Source organism: Pedobacter psychrodurus, from assembly GCF_004331735.1.
Taxonomy (GTDB): Bacteria; Bacteroidota; Bacteroidia; order Sphingobacteriales; family Sphingobacteriaceae; genus Pedobacter; species Pedobacter psychrodurus.
This window is the reverse complement of the sequence record NZ_SJSO01000002.1, coordinates 80,239-97,047: the sequence shown is the minus strand read 5'-3', so window position 1 is coordinate 97,047 and position 16,809 is coordinate 80,239. Positions and strand designations below refer to the sequence as shown.

Genomic DNA, 16,809 nt, shown 5'->3' with positions numbered 1-16,809 from the left:
TCTTTTTGTGATGGGAAGTGCATAATGTTGTTGGTTGGTGCAACAAAAAGGATAGCCGCTACAATAAGGTTTATGTAACCGAGACTCAGAAAAAACTAATATTTGAACATAATATTGATTTTTTCCGCTCTTTGCCGCGGAGGCATGGTAGTTTTTCGCAGATCATGTTGTTTTATTTGTGCTCAAGAATGCTGGCGCATTTTGGAGCGCCAAAGTACCCAAAGCGCTTTGTCAATCCAGCCAGGGGCCTTTTACACAACCCGCCACACATCAAAAAAACAGCGGCACTTCGTTTAATCAGGTATTGGGTGTGTTTTCTTTGGTCTGATTGAGCCCTGCGGGGTTTGTGTTCAATATCCGTAAAAGGTTTGAATTAATTCTTACGAACACAAAACCACTGCGTTTAAGGCTTGTTAGTGCTACTTTACTACTCTGCACCTGTTTTTTTGATTTCCTCGGCCCTTGGAATTGACGGTGTTCTTCGGTAAAACCTGTGGTTTATTAAAGTAGGTTAGCAAAACGCATAAAAATAAACGCAAATAAGATGGGTCTTAATGGTAATTGCAGCAGGCGACGCAGCGGCGCATCCCCGAATCGCAGCGTAGGGATATAGCGAAGAACGGGAACCAACATTAATAATTGCACAGGCCCCGCGCTCCTAAAAAAGAAATTATTTTTTTTTAGCAAGCGGCTTTGTGCTATTGCTCACATGAACCATTTCGCTCATCAATACGCTTAACTATAAAGGAAAGTACCTTTGCATAGGCCACATAAGCTACAAATATAAAAAATCCGAGTTGCAGTGCAGAGTTATTGACGGTAACCGTTTTTAATGCTCCGGTTTCTACGTTCAATCCTGAAAGCTGGCTTTTAAGTATTCCGTTTAAGCCGATATAGGTCATTGCGATGCCCACCACCATTACATCAGCCATATCCCATTTGCCGAGATCGAATGCCAGAAACCGCAGCATTTTCTGGCTACCGAAAAGATGTCCGCAGGATACATGCACACCTCTTGCCACAATACGGAGTAGTGGCAATACCACAACAAATAAGAGTAACAAAGCACCAACGAGTACAGCATCGGGTTTGGGCTGTTCGATTAATGTTCCTATAATTCCCAGTATGCTTTTGCTCTGGAAAAAAAGCACTTGATTGGTAAAGGCAATTTTATCGCCCAACAATGCAAACTCCAATGTTTTTATACGTGCATCAACCTCAATAATTGGGGAGGTAACGCCTACTGTAAGCAAAACAACAGCAAAGAGCAACGACATGATGAACAATGGAACATGCAATTGCACCCGTTTTCGTAAAAAGAGCCAAAGCATTAATGCAATGGCTACGCAACCCAGCATGCCCAATGCACACTGAAAAGTATCTTGTTTAATTTGCGCAAGTTTAGCTTCTACCAGGCGATTGTAAGCTGTAGCTCCGGCAACATGGTACTTTTGGTATATATTATGTTCTACAGTGGTAATGGTGGTATCAGTGCTATCGTAGGTTTGCTCTTCAAGCTCGTCTACTTTGCTCGCAGCAACATTTTTAAGCCGATTTAAACTGGCTTGACTGGTGATTTTTGTTACGATTGTTTTTGCAAAAGATGGTACTTGTGCATGGAGCTCATCAACATCTACAAAACTGTTAAAAGCTAGCTTTTTGAGTTTACCACCAAGGGTTTTTTGTGGCTTGGTTACTTCTGAAACTGCTTTGTTAACCAATCCGTGCAGCTCCTTCTCAATCCCCTTCCGCATCTCTATTTTCTGTTTCGCGGTTAACCTGAAGCCTTTTACGCGTCGGTCTACCACAGCCGAAATCTTCTCTCCCCATCTATCTACCGAGAAAATACCAAAAGTAATGTTGTTCGATAAGCTGTAATCTTCCTTAATCCGTTTCTGTTCGTAAGAAAGCTGATGGAAGCGGTAACCAAAATAGGCTTCGCCCATCAAAAGCAGGCTAAGTGCTGTAATTAGCGCAAAAGGTGCTAACCAGTTCTTTTTTACCGGGTTATTTTTAGGGTTATGTGTTGTTGTTGTCATAAAAAATTTAATCTAACAGCTGTAATAAAATTGGATTAATGGGCATCATGCGGTGTGATGAACTTCAATATCGTAGAGAGAATGAGGCCGTATAACACAAAGCTGATGAATATGATAAATCCGGGCTGCAATGCTGTATTATTGGTTGTTAGAATGGTTAAAGAATCGTTTTTGATATTCAGCGCCTGAAGCTGTCCTTCGAGTAAGCCATTTAGCCCGATATAAGCCATCAGGATGGCGATTACAATTACATCGGCCATACTCCACTTGCCCGACTGGAAAGCGAAGTATTTAATCACTCTATTTTCGGCCAGCTTTTTATTGCCCAAGAGGTGTACCCCTGTCGAGCTCAGCTTTACTACCGGAAAAAGGATGCTAAATACCAATATCAGCACGCCGACCAGAATAGAATCGATGCCTGGCTGGCTGATGAGTACCTTTACCACATCCATTATACTTTTGCTCTGAAAAAATAGTACCTGATCTTTAAAAACCACATGCTCGCCAAGCAGCACAAAATCGAGCGAGCGGATACGGGCATCTACTTCTATCATTGATGCGGTGAGGCCAACAGCCAGGAGGATAAATGCAAAAAGCAACGACATTACAAATAGTGTAATATGCAGTTCGCGGCGTTTGCGGAGCCCCCACCAAAAACCCAACACCACAATCACACAAGCGAGCATACCAAATGAATAACCATAAGTTTTACCACGAATATTTGATAGCGTTTGAACCAGGTTTTTATTCAGCGCATCGGTAGAGGTTACCTTGTATTTTTTGTACATCGTCCTTATAGCAGCACTGTTAGAAACAAATGCACTATCGAGCTTTTCTTCATTGGCCAGTTCGTTAAACTCGCCCATGGCCATTTTGCTCAGTTGCCGCTTGTTTTTAGGGTTATCTACCTCGGCAATAATCTTTTTGGCAAAAGCTGGTACCTGCGCCCTGATGCTATCGGAATTTACAAAATTGCGTATCGCAAATTTCTGAATCTTACCACTAATTGTTTTTTTTGGTTTATTAACCAGTGCTTCGGCTTTATCTATAAGTGCGAGTAATAAGTTTTGTACTTCTGTTTGTAATATTTTCTTTTGTTTTTTGGTCATTTTCAGGTTCCGCACCTGATGATGCACAATGCTTGAAACATTATTTTTCCATTGCTGCACAGAGAACAATCCGTAGGTAATGTTATTGATATTGGAATAATCTTCCTTTATGCGTTCCTGTTGATCGGAAAGTTGATGCAGCCTAAGTCCAAAATACCCTTCTGCAACAAGCAGTGCAGCAAGCGAGAGGACAAGCAAGAATTTGGGAAGAAAAGACTTCCTTTCTGTAATGTGTGTGTGTTGTGTTTCCAAGCCGATTCAGTTTACATGCTTACCTCTGTTCTATTTTCTTCCCTGTTTAAACATCGGTAAATTTTCAAAGGCATTTTACCAATGGCATTATTTGGTCAGGTATTGGCAAATACAACCCACAAGACCTAAAAAGGTTTTGAAAGCGAAAAAAAATAGTCCCTTTATGGCTATAGATGACAGCCGATTCTGTAAAACTGATCAATCATCTTTCAGTAATTATTGGGATGTAAGTTTCGGGAGGGATTTCCACCAGGCCAGTAATTTTTCTTTTAGTTCAGTGGTGATCTTTGGTTCCTGTTCTGCCAGATTTAGGCTTTCTTTTTTGTCCTCAAAGATATTGTACAACTGGATATCACTTCCGTTGCTGTTCATCAGCAGTTTCCATTGGTCCAGCCTGACAGCCAGATTAGGGCTTTTATCAATTGGTCTGGGATATTTAAAGGCAATATCGTTGCGCCCATATTCCCAGAATATTTCTTTTCCCCTGGCTGATGGTTTTCCATTAAAAACCTGACTTCGATCCATACCGTCTCCTTTATAACTGCCCGGCAGTGAAATCCCAGTCATTTTAGCAAGAGAAGGCAAAAGATCCAATGAGTTTACAACAGAATTTTCGTCTATTTTACCCTTACTGATGTGCCCCGGCCAGCTAATGATAAAGGGCATTCTGGTGCCACCTTCATAAAGCGAGAGTTTTGATCCTCTCAATCCTTCTGCCCTGCTCCCGCGAAAACTGGGCAAAGGGCCGTTATCGCTGGTGAAGATGACGATGGTGTTTTTATCTGCGCCTGATTGCTTCAGACCGTCTAAAAGCCTTCCGATCTGAATGTCATATTCTTTCAATACCAGTTTAAAGGCTGCCTCTTCCTGCGGGTTCATCGGAAATTGGCCAGTGTATTCGCTTTCGTTCCGCGGTACCCAGGGCGTATGCACATCATCAGGCCATAGGTTTATAAAACAGGGCTGATCTTTATGTTTTGAAAGAAAATCGAGTGTTTTGTCTACAAAATATTTTGTCCGGTCCCAGCGCTTGATACTGTCCTTGTCAGACCAGATCCAATCTGTCGCGGTAATGGCGGAATCGGGATCAGGACTTTCATAGGTGCTGGCGTGGACATCGAAACCGTACCGTTCAAACCCGGGCGCATTTTTAACATCCCTTCCGCCCCCCATGTGCCACTTGCCAAAGTGCCCTGTGGCATAGCCTGCATTTTTAAAAAACTTCGCAATGGTGGGTGCCCCTGGGTCAAGGAAATCAGCCTGTTCGGCTTCCCTGTTATGTTTTTTATTGTCCAGATAGGTACTAAAATTCCACCTGCCCGGATACATCCCGGTAAGCATACCCACCCTTGATGGCGAGCATATCGGCGCTGCACTATAGTATTGATTTAGCTTTAAGCCGTTTTCTGCAATGCGGTCGATATTTGGGGTGGGCACAAATTTACCACCAAAGCTACCCACATCACTAAAACCCATATCATCGGTCAAGATGACAATGACGTTGGGTTGCCTGGATGCATGGTTCCTTGTGCTTTGCGCAGCAGCGCTTAAGCCCACTGTTAAAAGTCCAATGGCCAATATCGCACTACAGGTAATAAATCTACTCATATATCTTTATCATTTATTCCGGAAACCTATTGAACGAAAAATTTAGAAATCAAAAATGATACTACCAAATCTATAGATTTAATACAGATAAAAATATAATTAATTGGAATTATTCAACCATCAGCCTAACGCGGGTAAATTCCATTATTTAATTAAATCAAACAGATTTCCTTATCTGGTGTTGAATGATATATCCCATTTTGATCTGATCCGCAATATTATGAAAGAGGAAAACATAAAAAAAGTCGCCAGGATATCGTTGGGCGCAGGTTTAATTACAGCAGGAATTGGCCATTTAACTTTTGCGCGTAAGCCTTTTCAGGCTCAGGTACCCGATTGGATGCCTTTGAAAAAAGATGATACCGTGGTATATTCTGGTTTGGTTGAAATTGCTTTGGGAAGCGCCTTAATACTTACACCAAAAAAATATGAAGGTACTATTGGCAAAATTGCAGCTGGATTATTTGTAAGTGTATTCCCTGGAAATATCGCTCAGTTTGCCCAAAAACGAAGCGCTTTTGGGCTTAATACTGATGGAAAGCGATTCTTGCGTTTATTCTTTCAGCCCGTACTCGTGTACTGGGCATTAAAAGCGACACAGCCTAAGCAGTTACGGTAAGTTTAATGGTTTCAAAAAATAACTAGCCAGCTTTTTTCCAGGCCATCATCTGGTATACTATATCATGCTGCGTTTGGAGCTATGCATTTGGCATCAGTTAACCGATTTAAACAATTAACCTTTTGAGTTGAGACTTTTGAAAGGTGGTTAGGAATGAATTAACCGATTACACTAGGCAATTAACCATGAACTATTGGTTAAAGAAGCAATAAACCAGCCCTACGTTTTAGCCTTTACCAAGCTGATCAATTTTTTTCACCACATCGATCAAACGGCTGCTGTAACCAAATTCGTTATCGTACCAGCCCACCACTTTAACCAGATCGCCAACGATAGAAGTTAATAGCGAATCGAAAATGCAGGAATGTGGGTTGTCGATAATATCGACCGATACAATTGGATCTTCAGTATACTCAATGAGACCTTTTAATTCATTTTCTGCGGCGTGTTTAAAAGCTGCATTAATTTCTTCGATCGTTGTTTTCTTCTTTAACAGACAGGTAAAATCGGTTAAGGATCCGTTTAAAACCGGAACCCTAATCCCTGCTCCGCCTAAACGGCCGTCGAGTTCTGGGAAAATATGGGTGATGGCTTTTGCTGCCCCTGTTGTAGTTGGAATAATGGAAGATGAGGCTGCCCTTGCCCTGCGCAGATCTTTATGGTTTGCATCATGCAGATTCTGATCGCCTGTCATCGAGTGGATTGTGGTGATATAACCTTCTTCAACACCCCAGTTATCGTTCAAAATCTTAATCATTGGGGCAATATTGTTAGTTGTACAACTGGCATTTGATAGTACAGGACTACTTAAATCAATCTGGTCGTCGTTTACACCTAATACCACCATCGGAATATCATCAGCAGCTGGAGCCGAGATCAGCACCTGTTTTGCACCCGATGTAATGTGTTTTTCTGCTAATGATTTGGTTAGATTTTTACCTGTACAATCGATAACCAGATCTACTCTAAGTGCCGACCAAGGCAATTCATCGGCATTATTGATCGCGAAAACCGGAATAGAAAGCTGATTGATTACCAATGCATCGGGTTTTGAAGAAACACTCCCTGCGAAAACACCATGAACAGTATCGTACTTAAATAAGTGAGCTATCGTCTTGGCATCTGCAAGGTCATTAATGGCCACTACTTCAAATCCCTCAGCCAATGCTAAGCGTAAAAATGTTCTTCCTATTCTACCAAAACCATTTATTGCCAGCCTCATTATTATAAAAATTAGAGCGCAAAATTAGTATTTATTTATCAAAGCAAAGGGATGATTAAACCTTATTGTAGCGGCTATGCTTTTTGTTGCACAACCAGCAGACACTAAAACTGCTTTGCAAAAAGAGGTGAAATTAGTTTCTGGAACGCAAAGCCACCTGCTTTAAAAAAATAAGTTTTTTTTAGGAGCGCAGGGCCTGTGCAATCATTAATGTTGGTTCCCGTTCTTCGCTATATCCCTACGCTGCGCTTCGGGGATGCCGCTGCGCCCGGGGCTGGGTACTTCTTATCTGCACGGAAAGATACAATTCGCCTTTAATTTTATAGTTATATCTGACCGTGGTTTTCCTTACACAAGCCCAGGTTAAATAAACCTTATTGTAGCGGTTATCCTTTTTGTTGCACAACCAACAACATCCTGCTAACCATCACAAAAAGATAGGAGCGAAAAGAAGGACGACAGCAACCAACAGGCACTACACTTGCTTTACAAAAAATGATACATTATCCATTTGTTTAATCTTTTTCTGAAGCGCAATGGCTGAGCTACTATTAATGTTTGCTCCCGTTCTTCGCTATATCCCTCCGCTGCGCTTCAGGGATGCCACTGCGCCCGGGGCTAAACAGCCACATAATGCACGAAAACCGATGCAAAGCCGCCTTTAATTTTACAGTTATATCTGACCGTGGTTTTCTTACACAAGCCCAGGTTAAATAAACCTTATTGGAGCGGCTATCCTTTTTGCTCCACCAACCCACAGTATCCTGCTAACCATCACAAAAAGATAGGAGCGGAAAGAAGGACGACAGTAACCAACAGGCACAATACCTGCTTTACAAAAAAGTAAAATTAATTTCTGAAACGCAGGAACATATGCTACTATTAAAGTTTACCTTCCTTTCTTTTTAAGCAGGCTTAAGGTTAACAGGGTATTAAACATGATGCAGAGACCAATAATGAGCATAATCAGCACAAAATTTCCAAGATGCTGAAGGATAATGGTAGCCGCTATTGTAGCCAGATTAAAGCCAGCAGTAGAAATTACGATCCAGTTAGACTTAAGCCCTAACTGCTCTAAACGGTGGTGGATATGGTTACGGTCTCCCTTAAACGGAGAGCGTCCTTTTAAAATACGGATGGTGAACACCCTTAAAGAGTCGAACACGGGTACGATCAGTATGGCGACTGCTATTGCTGGTGCAGAATAAAAGGCTGGCTTGCTTGCTCCGGTAAACTTATTGAGTTCTATAAATTTAATGGCTAGTGCAGCAGAAATAAGTCCAATAATTAGTGCTCCTGTATCGCCCATAAATATTTTAGCAGGAAACCAATTGTACTTTAAAAAGCCAGCTATGGCACCTGCCAGGGCAAAGGCGATAAATGCATAAGGTACCTGCCCCATCGAAGAAAACAAAATACCGAAAACCAGGCTCGTTAAAATGCCGATTCCACCTGCCAAGCCGTCAATACCATCTATTAAATTGAATGCATTATTTAGGAAAATAATCAATGCAATCGAAAAAAGGCTTCCCCATAAAGGCGCCATATCTGCTATGCCCAGTACACCGTATAAACTTGTTAAACGGAAGGCACCAAAAAACACGAGGATAAAGGCCACCACAATCTGCAAAATAAATTTTGTACTGGTATTGGTGCCATAAACATCGTCTTTTAGGCCAAGTGCCGCAAGGATGATGCATGATGCAATTAAAAAATTAGCTTCTTTAAAATTAATAATGGCAGAAAACAGCAAAATACATACAGTAAAACTACCTACAATGGCCAAGCCACCTAAACGTGAAATATTGCGTTTATGGTTTTTACGGTACAGGTCGTTCTTATCAAAAAGGCCATACTTTAAAGAAGTATAGATTATACTTGGAATACTAATAATTACGATTGAAAAGGCCAAAATAAATATGGCTATACAGAAATAATTTGGGTTGGTATTCAGGATATCTTTAAGCAAAGCGGGATGACTTGGTACACAAATATAAGTAATGTACCCTTAACAAATTGGCGATCATAATTGTTTAACATGATATAAATCAAATGAGATGTGGATTTACAATGGTGTTTTGCTGATCGGACATCAAATTACCTCAGAAAGATTGGAGTTGCTATTAATGACAGACTCTAAAAATCAGCGTCATCTCGACCGAAGCAACGCGTAGTGGAGAGATCTTTGGACTATAATAAAAGATCTCTCCACTACGGTCGAGATGACGGTACTTCGAGACCTTTTATGTCCTTAAAATCAACTGTTATTTATATTAATTTTTATGCAATAAATTATCCCTCTGGATGATAATCTATATTTATGGTACAGCCCCGAGAAAGGATTAAAATTGGCTGAGTTTACGCAGCTTTTTCCTGATCACTACAAAAAGTGGGTATGGTACCTGGTTTCTTTTCAGGGCTTTATAATCATTAACAAAGGCAGAGATCCTGCTCCTAAAAGATTGGTTACTTAGGCCGCCTGTACGCATATTCACCATTAAGATGGGCAGATAAACCGCCTCGATTTTATGGGTATAAAAGTAACGTAATATTAATTCATAATCGGCAGCGGTGCCTAAATCTAAGACATAATCTCCATTTTTTTCAAATAACGATCTTTTCAAATACAGCGTGGGGTGTGCGGGCATCCAGCCTTTTTTAAGATCTTCGTAGGTGTTTTGCTGTGATTTCCAGGTCCTGATAATTTTATGTGTTGTGGGATGGATATAATTAAGATCACCATAAAGTCCATCTATTTTCGGCTGATCGATGAAGGTTTTGGCTACTGATGCCAATACATCAGTATGCGCAAATAGATCATCAGCATTTAAAATCCCAATCACCTCTCCTGTTGCACGCTGAATCCCTTTATTAATTGCATCGTATAAACCCTTATCTTTTTCTGAAATAAAATAATCAATGGCTGATCGGTTTTCCTGAATAATATTCAACGTTTTATCTGTCGATCCCCCATCAATCAACAGGTATTCTACATCTGGATAAGTTTGCGCCATTACAGAATCAAAACATTCTTGTAAAAATGCTTCGGCATTATAAACAACTGTGATTAGGGATATTTTCATGTTTACCAAACAGGGATTTTCGGCTTTTTTTTAAAGCTGAAAACTATGGTAAAGATAAAGAATAGCTTTACATATGCCGCATGGTTTCCTATTCGAGGCTATAAAAATGTTTTATATTTTACTTCTTCTCTTAATGATTAGCAGACCAAATAAGCCGAATGCAGCACCTAAAAGCCATGAATGGTCGTCGAGGTTGCATTCGACCATTGTGAATGTGCCTTCTGAACCATATCTGAACGAACCTAACAAACATATCTTGATACCGAATAAATCTACGCCAAGAGTTCCGTCGCAAATAACACATGAAGATGCTGTACTACTTGGAGTCCAACTACAGTAATTAATAGACAAAGGTGTTGAAGGAGAATTGTTATATAATTGGGAAGAGCCTAATATTTCAAGCGCATTAGAGGTATAAACCCTATTATAATATGGCACCAAGCACCCCGTTGCTGAGCCTTGACCATAGGTGCAAAAAGAAATCAGGATCAGTATTACTAAAAAACAAAAGCCTCTCATGTATCTTTTGATAGTGATACACTAAGTTACTGCGGTTATAAACTAAAAAGTCCGTTCCTTTTGTTCAATACTATTAGCTAAGAAAAAATGCCCCAAGACCACAGTTTCTATAGAGAGATATAGTTTAGATAAATTCTTCGCCCTTATTATAGGCTTAGCCTTTTACGAACAAGTGCAAATCCAAGAAAGCTGGCTGAACAGATTAAATAAATTAGATTATCATCTATTGGGCAATTTACTTTATCTGCATTATTATAGATTACCAATTTACCTTCGTCAAGAAGATTTATATCAGAAACACATTTAGAATCGGGGTTAGCTGGCGTTCCTGGAGCAACGGGATAAGAATCTGCCGTATTTCGGTCAATACCGCAATTTGGATCTGCCGCAAAATTTCGTTTTATAATTCTGTCTGTCGCATTAAACTTTGTAATGGTAGAACCACCATCAAAATATGTGCCGTTTGCGGTTGTATAAATGTAATCACCAGTGCGGCAACCTACTTGGGCATAGCTAGAACATGCCATAATTAATACAGCTATTAAGGTAATCGAGATAGACTTCATCACTAAAGGTTTGGTTTAATGCAGCCATATACGATTATAACTGGAGCGTGGTTTTTAAGCCTTAACCTAATTATTAACTATCCACAGTTTTTTGATATCCTAATGATTTTGAGCGGATAAAGTATATGGCAAATAATGATGTACCAAATAATAGATAAATAGAGTCGTCAAGAGGCACATTACAGCTCGTTAAATCGTGCATTTCTCCATAAAGACCCTGAACAAATACTCCGGGAGCTTTTTGCACGAAACATGTACCACTTTGCGAAAATTGAAAATTAGGATTTATATAGCCACATGGAGGATAATCTCCTTGATTATAATCGACAGTATAATTAATACCTGTCGTATCGTAATATTGCCAAGGCCCCCACGAAGGATTTCCTGGTGCGAAATCTGTTTTTAACCATTTAGTATATACGGCCTCATTTGGTATTAAACAACTATATGAAGGCCCAGGGTCGGAGGCCGTGCTTTTTATTGATATTATTGATAGCAATAAAAATAAAATGTGAAAAATAATCTTATTCAATTGGGATAGGGACTAAAAGCAGATTGCTGCATTAGCCTCATCAAAACGAAACAAAAAGCAATCAAAATCGTATTATTACAGCTACAAAAATACTATTAAATGAGCATGAACAAAATGAATAGATTGTAAAATAAGATTGAAATGACAAAGCATTTATTAAAAAATTATTGGAGATATTTAAAAAGTGCTTTATACAGTAGTATAGCTGGAAATAGAGATTTTAAGCAAGTAGAGTGTGTTGATTTTTATCAACAATAAAATTATATTATTACAACGATTCAGAAAACAAAACGACCTATTAAGAAAGAAGGTATCTGTTTAAACTGGGAATTTAATCAGATATAATTGAAAGATAAATAAAGGTCTCAAAATAACAAGGTCAAAGCCAAGCCGTGTAATTTAATGAGGAAGAATAAGCAGGAATATTTAGAGGCGAGGTTTAAAGTATAAAATCTCAATAAAGCTTATTCATAAACAAGGATTTATTTCTTATCACCAAAAATCCTAAAATCCCTGCAAAAACCAACAAGAAAACATCATAATCATCGAGGGGTAAGCCACAAGGAGCTTGAAATGTTGTAGAAATCGTATAAATCTGCCCAGTTTTTGAGGAACCGTTTAAAGTACAAGGACCTTGCGAAGAACCAGATGTTGCTAAGTAAGTATGTGGTCCACACACTCCCTCCCACCAAACAAAATTGTTGCCATCGCCTGTATAGAATTGCGTTGCGGTTTCATGATTGTTAAAAACCTTGTTATAGGCATCAAAGTTCATTACTAAACAACCTGTTTGGGCAGATGCGGTTAGAGAAATGGCAAGTGTAATTAAAAGGAAAAATAGGATCTTGAGCATCTTCGGGAGCAATATACCGCAAAGATTAAAAAAAGCACCGTAAGAATACCGAAATGTAAATAAAATAATACAAAAAAGTTGTTTTTGATACCAATTAATAAGTACTTTAGACTTTTAAAACAATTTTCGACAGAAATTAGAGCCACATTTTGCAATACTAATGTAATAATCTAATTTATTTAAAGTCCAACACATTGTTAATCAAACTAATAAAAATTAATAAAATCTTCAATCAAAGAATTAAATTAAGTTAGGGATATTTCTGATCTGGTAAAAAGCGAGAAGTCCCATAATCCCCATAATAGGAAGAATATAATCATCCACCGGGCAAGGCAGCGCTGAATAAGTTACCAATGTCCCATATGATGGCATATAACTAGAACTATTTACATAACAGGTACTAGGTGCACCATAGGCAACACAATAAAGCGAAGTTAATACACCATAACTAGTGACTGGATTTTCGACCCTAAAGGCTGGCACCCCTCCAAATGTACCATCTGGCACGTTATAAATATACATCCCACCAACAACGCAACCAGATTGAGCTTGAACATTACCTATAAAACAAGTAAATACAGCCAGTAGAAAAAATCTCAAACACCTCATACACCAATTATCTCTTAGTTGTTATTCATTTTGGTTAATAACAGCCCCTAATAACCCTAAAACAATAGCAAATCCGCATAAACAAAACACCTGAACAGGTGCGTTATGCAGCTTGAATTAGATTATAGGGATAGAGACTTTTTATTCAATAACCGTAAAAATCAGTAGATCGACTTTATAGTTTAAATAAAATAATAACAAATATACCGCAAAACTGTAGTATCAAAACTACATAAACGAACTTTTACGTTGATTTATATCAACATAAAAAACGGCGTTGGGCTCGCACATACTTCATCATGAGCTGAAAATAAAACAATTAAAAATCGAAAAGTGTTGTTTATAAGACATATCCAGAATCAATTGAGTAAAAAAATCAAGTGTGCTCATTACTACCATAAAAGACAATCAAGAAGCCTTAATTCTTATTTAATTTTTTTTAAGCATCTTTAACCCATATTTTTGTGTGTAAGCGCTAAGCTTAATCCTACATCCCGATTTAAGATTATGATCCCGAGAAAAGCAATTTTAAAATTTCTTTGTATTTTATCTATCAGCATCGCTCTTGCCAGCTGTGCTGCCAGAAAAGAGCATAGTCTATTTAACGCCCCAAGTGATGTGGTAACTGATACCATTAAACAAGTGTATGTGGTAAACGATCAAGGTATTAGTGATGCCTATTATAAAATAAAGGTTAACGATCAATTGGCCATCCGAAACGTACAAAACAAAGAATTTGGGGCTATTGCATCGGCTGGCACTGGTTCAAATACAACAGGAGGTAGCATCAACAACACACTCTCCTACCCGGTAGATATTGATGGTAAAGTTAACCTGCCGGCCATAGGGAAGGTAGATGTGATGGGTTTAAGCAGAAGAGACGCAGCCATTAAAATTCAGGATTTATATGCTAAACAACTCCTTCGCGACCCCATTATCGAACTAAGTGTTGTGAACTTAAAAGTAACCTTACTGGGAGAATTTGGCAGACAAGGGAATTTTTTACTGGAGCGAGAAAACACGACACTCATTGACATTATTGGTGAAGCAGGAGGTATTAACAAAACCGCAGACCCTAAGACCCTTAAAATTATCCGCGGCGACAGAAGCCACCCGGAAATCATCTACGTCAACCTAAACGATATCAACAGCTTAGCCAGCAAAAAACTGATTCTTCAGAATAATGATATTATTGTACTGCAACAAACCAAGAGCGCTGCATTAAGCGAAAAGTTAACAAGTGTTAATAATATCGTACAACCTCTGCTTGTAGTGGTCAATCTGGCCGTATTAATCTTTACCTTAACCCGCTAATGGATAATACTACACCAACCGAAAATAGAAAGTTAGCCAGTCAGACCATTAACTATTGGAAAATCCTATTGATTTTTCTAAGCAGGTGGTATTGGGTTGCCGCAACGGTATTGATTAGTTTTGTGATGGCCTGGATTTATGTACGGAGCATTACCCCTATTTACATTACTTCTGCTTCGCTAAAACTAGATGGCGACCAGCAGCAACAAATGGCTTCACTGCCTGGCTCTCCTGTAAACTATCGTCCTTTTAATCAGAATCAGATTCAAACCGAAGGCATTATTATGCGTTCGGAAGATGTAATTTTAAACGCCTTAAAGAACCTTGATTATAAAATTAGCTACTATTTAGAAGGAAGGGTAAGGGTAACCGAACTTTATCCTAAGCAGCCCTTTCAGGTAGATATTTTAACACAAGATTCGGTTAATTTCAGCAGGGCTACTTATACCGTCAAACCCGTTGATAACCGAACCTTTGAAATGTCTACCAGCGACGATAACAATCAGCGTTTGAAAAAATATCGTTATGGGCAAGCCATCAGTATGGGAAATATGGTTTTCACTGTTAAAACAGAAATCCCTGCTATTGGTAATTATAGCTTCAAATTTAATGGAACCAGAGATTTGTATGGCCGGGCCGCTGGTGGGCTAAATGTATTTGAGCAGGAGAAAAACACCAATATTATGGGGGTTACCCATACCGATAGTAATCCTGTTTTTTCTGCCAATGTGCTCAATGAAATCATCAAACAATATGTAAAGAATGATGCAACGCTTAAAAAAAGATCGGCCAAACAAACTATAGATTACCTGGATAGCCAGATTGCGTTTTTAGATGCACAGGTGAATAAATCGGGCAACAAACTTTCTAGTTTTCAAAGTGACAATAAACTCATCGATCCCACTAGCGATCGACAACTGGGCAGCTCGAAACTGAGCAATCTGCAAAACCAGATTGCCGAATTACAATTGCAAGAATTGGGTATCCAACAGTTAGAAACACAGGTAAAAAACAATAGGGATCGGATCCAGTTTAACCTTAACTTAGAAGGAACCAACAGCACACTCTTAACGGGTTTAATTACGCAACTTAATGGGCTTATCATTAACAGAGAAAACAAATTACAGAATTTCAATGCCGATGCTCAGCCCATCCAGGATATTAATCGGCAGATTAATGAAGTAAAACAGGCTATTGTAACCAACATTCGCCTATTGCATGAGCGTAACCAAAAAACAATCAGTTACATTAACGGGCAAATTGGTCAGGCGAATCAGGCACTGGGCAGTATACCCGCCAAACAAAATGATTTTGCGAAATTGCAGAGTAACTTCGACATTAACCAACGCATGTTTTCGATGTTGTTTGAGCGAAAACTCTCTGCGCAGATCAGCTCAGCAGCCGTAATTTCGGGCGCTACCATTATCAGCGCAGCACAACCTTCTTTTTTCCCGATTTCTCCCGTGCCTAAGAAAATTTATTCTTCTTATTTATTTATGGGTCTGTTTACGGGTTTGGGCCTAATTTTATTGGTCAGGATATTAAATCCTTATTTATATGATATTGAAACGATTGAAGGTTTAACAGCAACCCCTATTATTGGGGTGATTTTAAAATACCATAAAAAAGTTGGCCTTGGTGAAAGCGTTTTATCGATAGAACGACCAAAATCTATATTTGCCGAATCGGTTAGGTCGGTGAGAACGAACCTGAGTTTTATGGCCAGCGATCAGGAGACCAAGGTAATTTGTATTACCTCTGAAGTTTCAGGAGAAGGGAAATCGTTCGTGAGTTTAAATCTTGCAGGTACCTTATCCATTATTGATAAAAAGGTGATCCTGATTGCCGCAGATTTACGAAAATCTAAACTCCACTATGCCTTTGGCTCCGACAACCACATTGGTTTAAGTAGTTATTTGTCAAAACAGGCCGATTTAGCCGATATCATCTTTACCGATGAACGGCATAATATCGACTATATTACCTCTGGCCCAGTGCCGCCTAACCCTTCAGAATTGTTGCATCACAAGTCGATGGGAACCCTTATTGAAAAGCTCAGGGAAAGTTATGAATATATTATTATTGATACTGCTCCTGTAGGCTTGGTTTCAGATTCTGTTCCGCTCATCAGAAAGGCAGATATTAATCTCTTTATTATCCGTTCAGGCGTTTCCAAATTCAGAGCCGCCACTATTCCTGATCGTTTATCAAAAGAATATGGACTTAACAACATTGCTATTATCCTAAATTCATTTGGTAACGAGAAGTTACATGCTAACATTTATACCACCAATTATGCACATAGTAATACCGGAACGTACTACTATTCTAATTATACAGGCTATGGAAAAAGTGGCTATTACGATGATGAGAAGAGCTGGTGGGAATTTTGGAAGAGAAAGGGTTAATTGGTTTAGGGGTTAGAGTTTAGGGGTTAGTAGTGATGGAGGATGGTTTGGAATGGAAGCAGTAAGATGGATGATG

General features: G+C 39.1%; 13 protein-coding genes. 3 read left to right on the top strand and 10 right to left on the bottom strand.

All coding sequences use genetic code 11. The features are described from left to right. Positions 1-698 precede the first annotated feature (698 nt). From EZ456_RS02140 to EZ456_RS02130, 3 genes are all read right to left on the bottom strand, one after another. Complete coding sequence (locus EZ456_RS02140) at positions 699-2,039, bottom strand: paraquat-inducible protein A (protein WP_131526890.1); 1,341 nt, start codon at positions 2,037-2,039, stop codon at positions 699-701. A 35-nt stretch (positions 2,040-2,074) separates the two neighbouring features. Further along, positions 2,075-3,400 carry a paraquat-inducible protein A gene (locus EZ456_RS02135; protein ID WP_131526888.1) on the bottom strand — a complete coding sequence of 442 codons (1,326 nt, stop codon included), beginning with the start codon at positions 3,398-3,400 and terminating at the stop codon, positions 2,075-2,077. 216 nt (positions 3,401-3,616) lie between these two features. Next, positions 3,617-5,008, bottom strand: coding sequence for a sulfatase family protein (locus tag EZ456_RS02130; RefSeq protein ID WP_131526886.1), 1,392 nt, complete (start codon positions 5,006-5,008; stop codon positions 3,617-3,619). Between the two features lie 103 nt (positions 5,009-5,111). Between EZ456_RS02130 and EZ456_RS02125 the strand changes: the two genes are divergently transcribed. After that, positions 5,112-5,627: a DoxX family protein gene (locus EZ456_RS02125; protein ID WP_225876451.1), complete on the top strand. Its 516-nt coding sequence runs from the start codon at positions 5,112-5,114 to the stop codon at positions 5,625-5,627. Positions 5,628-5,853: 226 nt separating this feature from the next. Here EZ456_RS02125 and gap read toward each other — a convergent pair whose 3' ends face one another. The 7 genes from gap to EZ456_RS02090 all read right to left on the bottom strand — a co-directional run bounded on the left by gap (position 5,854) and on the right by EZ456_RS02090 (position 13,011). Beyond that, positions 5,854-6,849 (bottom strand): type I glyceraldehyde-3-phosphate dehydrogenase, encoded by a 996-nt coding sequence (gene gap / locus EZ456_RS02120; RefSeq protein WP_205945008.1) that lies wholly within the window; start codon positions 6,847-6,849, stop codon positions 5,854-5,856. An 889-nt stretch (positions 6,850-7,738) separates the two neighbouring features. Further along, positions 7,739-8,818 carry an MraY family glycosyltransferase gene (locus EZ456_RS02115; RefSeq protein ID WP_225876450.1) on the bottom strand — a complete coding sequence of 360 codons (1,080 nt, stop codon included), beginning with the start codon at positions 8,816-8,818 and terminating at the stop codon, positions 7,739-7,741. Positions 8,819-9,191: 373 nt separating this feature from the next. Next, positions 9,192-9,932: a glycosyltransferase family 2 protein gene (locus EZ456_RS02110; RefSeq protein ID WP_131526882.1), complete on the bottom strand. Its 741-nt coding sequence runs from the start codon at positions 9,930-9,932 to the stop codon at positions 9,192-9,194. 665 nt (positions 9,933-10,597) lie between these two features. After that, entirely contained in the window at positions 10,598-11,017 is a 420-nt protein-coding gene (locus tag EZ456_RS02105; RefSeq protein ID WP_131526880.1) for a hypothetical protein, read from the bottom strand. A gap of 73 nt (positions 11,018-11,090) precedes the next feature. Beyond that, positions 11,091-11,549 (bottom strand): hypothetical protein, encoded by a 459-nt coding sequence (locus EZ456_RS02100; RefSeq protein WP_131526878.1) that lies wholly within the window; start codon positions 11,547-11,549, stop codon positions 11,091-11,093. 454 nt (positions 11,550-12,003) lie between these two features. Beyond that, positions 12,004-12,324: a hypothetical protein gene (locus EZ456_RS02095; RefSeq protein WP_205945007.1), complete on the bottom strand. Its 321-nt coding sequence runs from the start codon at positions 12,322-12,324 to the stop codon at positions 12,004-12,006. 318 nt (positions 12,325-12,642) lie between these two features. Further along, entirely contained in the window at positions 12,643-13,011 is a 369-nt protein-coding gene (locus tag EZ456_RS02090) for a hypothetical protein (protein WP_131526874.1), read from the bottom strand. A gap of 507 nt (positions 13,012-13,518) precedes the next feature. On the opposite strand from EZ456_RS02090, the gene EZ456_RS02085 reads away from it, so the two are divergent. Together EZ456_RS02085 and EZ456_RS02080 are read left to right on the top strand one after the other, a co-directional pair. Beyond that, the gene (locus EZ456_RS02085) at positions 13,519-14,325 is read left to right on the top strand and encodes a polysaccharide biosynthesis/export family protein (RefSeq protein WP_131526872.1); all 807 of its coding nucleotides are present in this window, start codon (positions 13,519-13,521) and stop codon (positions 14,323-14,325) included. Further along, entirely contained in the window at positions 14,325-16,733 is a 2,409-nt protein-coding gene (locus EZ456_RS02080) for a GumC family protein (RefSeq protein ID WP_131526870.1), read from the top strand. The genes EZ456_RS02085 and EZ456_RS02080 overlap by 1 nt, the downstream gene beginning before the upstream one ends. Positions 16,734-16,809: the final 76 nt, after the last annotated feature.

What these genes read in the sequence shown, in the direction of transcription:
- EZ456_RS02140 (WP_131526890.1), bottom strand. Translation starts at nt 2,039, where the DNA reads ATGACAACAACAACACATAACCCTAAAAATAACCCGGTAAAAAAGAAC.
- EZ456_RS02130 (WP_131526886.1), bottom strand. Translation starts at nt 5,008, where the DNA reads ATGAGTAGATTTATTACCTGTAGTGCGATATTGGCCATTGGACTTTTA.
- gap (WP_205945008.1), bottom strand. Translation starts at nt 6,849, where the DNA reads ATGAGGCTGGCAATAAATGGTTTTGGTAGAATAGGAAGAACATTTTTA.
- EZ456_RS02110 (WP_131526882.1), bottom strand. Translation starts at nt 9,932, where the DNA reads ATGAAAATATCCCTAATCACAGTTGTTTATAATGCCGAAGCATTTTTA.
- EZ456_RS02105 (WP_131526880.1), bottom strand. Translation starts at nt 11,017, where the DNA reads ATGAAGTCTATCTCGATTACCTTAATAGCTGTATTAATTATGGCATGT.
- EZ456_RS02095 (WP_205945007.1), bottom strand. Translation starts at nt 12,324, where the DNA reads ATGAACTTTGATGCCTATAACAAGGTTTTTAACAATCATGAAACCGCA.
- EZ456_RS02090 (WP_131526874.1), bottom strand. Translation starts at nt 13,011, where the DNA reads ATGAGGTGTTTGAGATTTTTTCTACTGGCTGTATTTACTTGTTTTATA.
- EZ456_RS02085 (WP_131526872.1), top strand. Translation starts at nt 13,519, where the DNA reads ATGATCCCGAGAAAAGCAATTTTAAAATTTCTTTGTATTTTATCTATC.
- EZ456_RS02080 (WP_131526870.1), top strand. Translation starts at nt 14,325, where the DNA reads ATGGATAATACTACACCAACCGAAAATAGAAAGTTAGCCAGTCAGACC.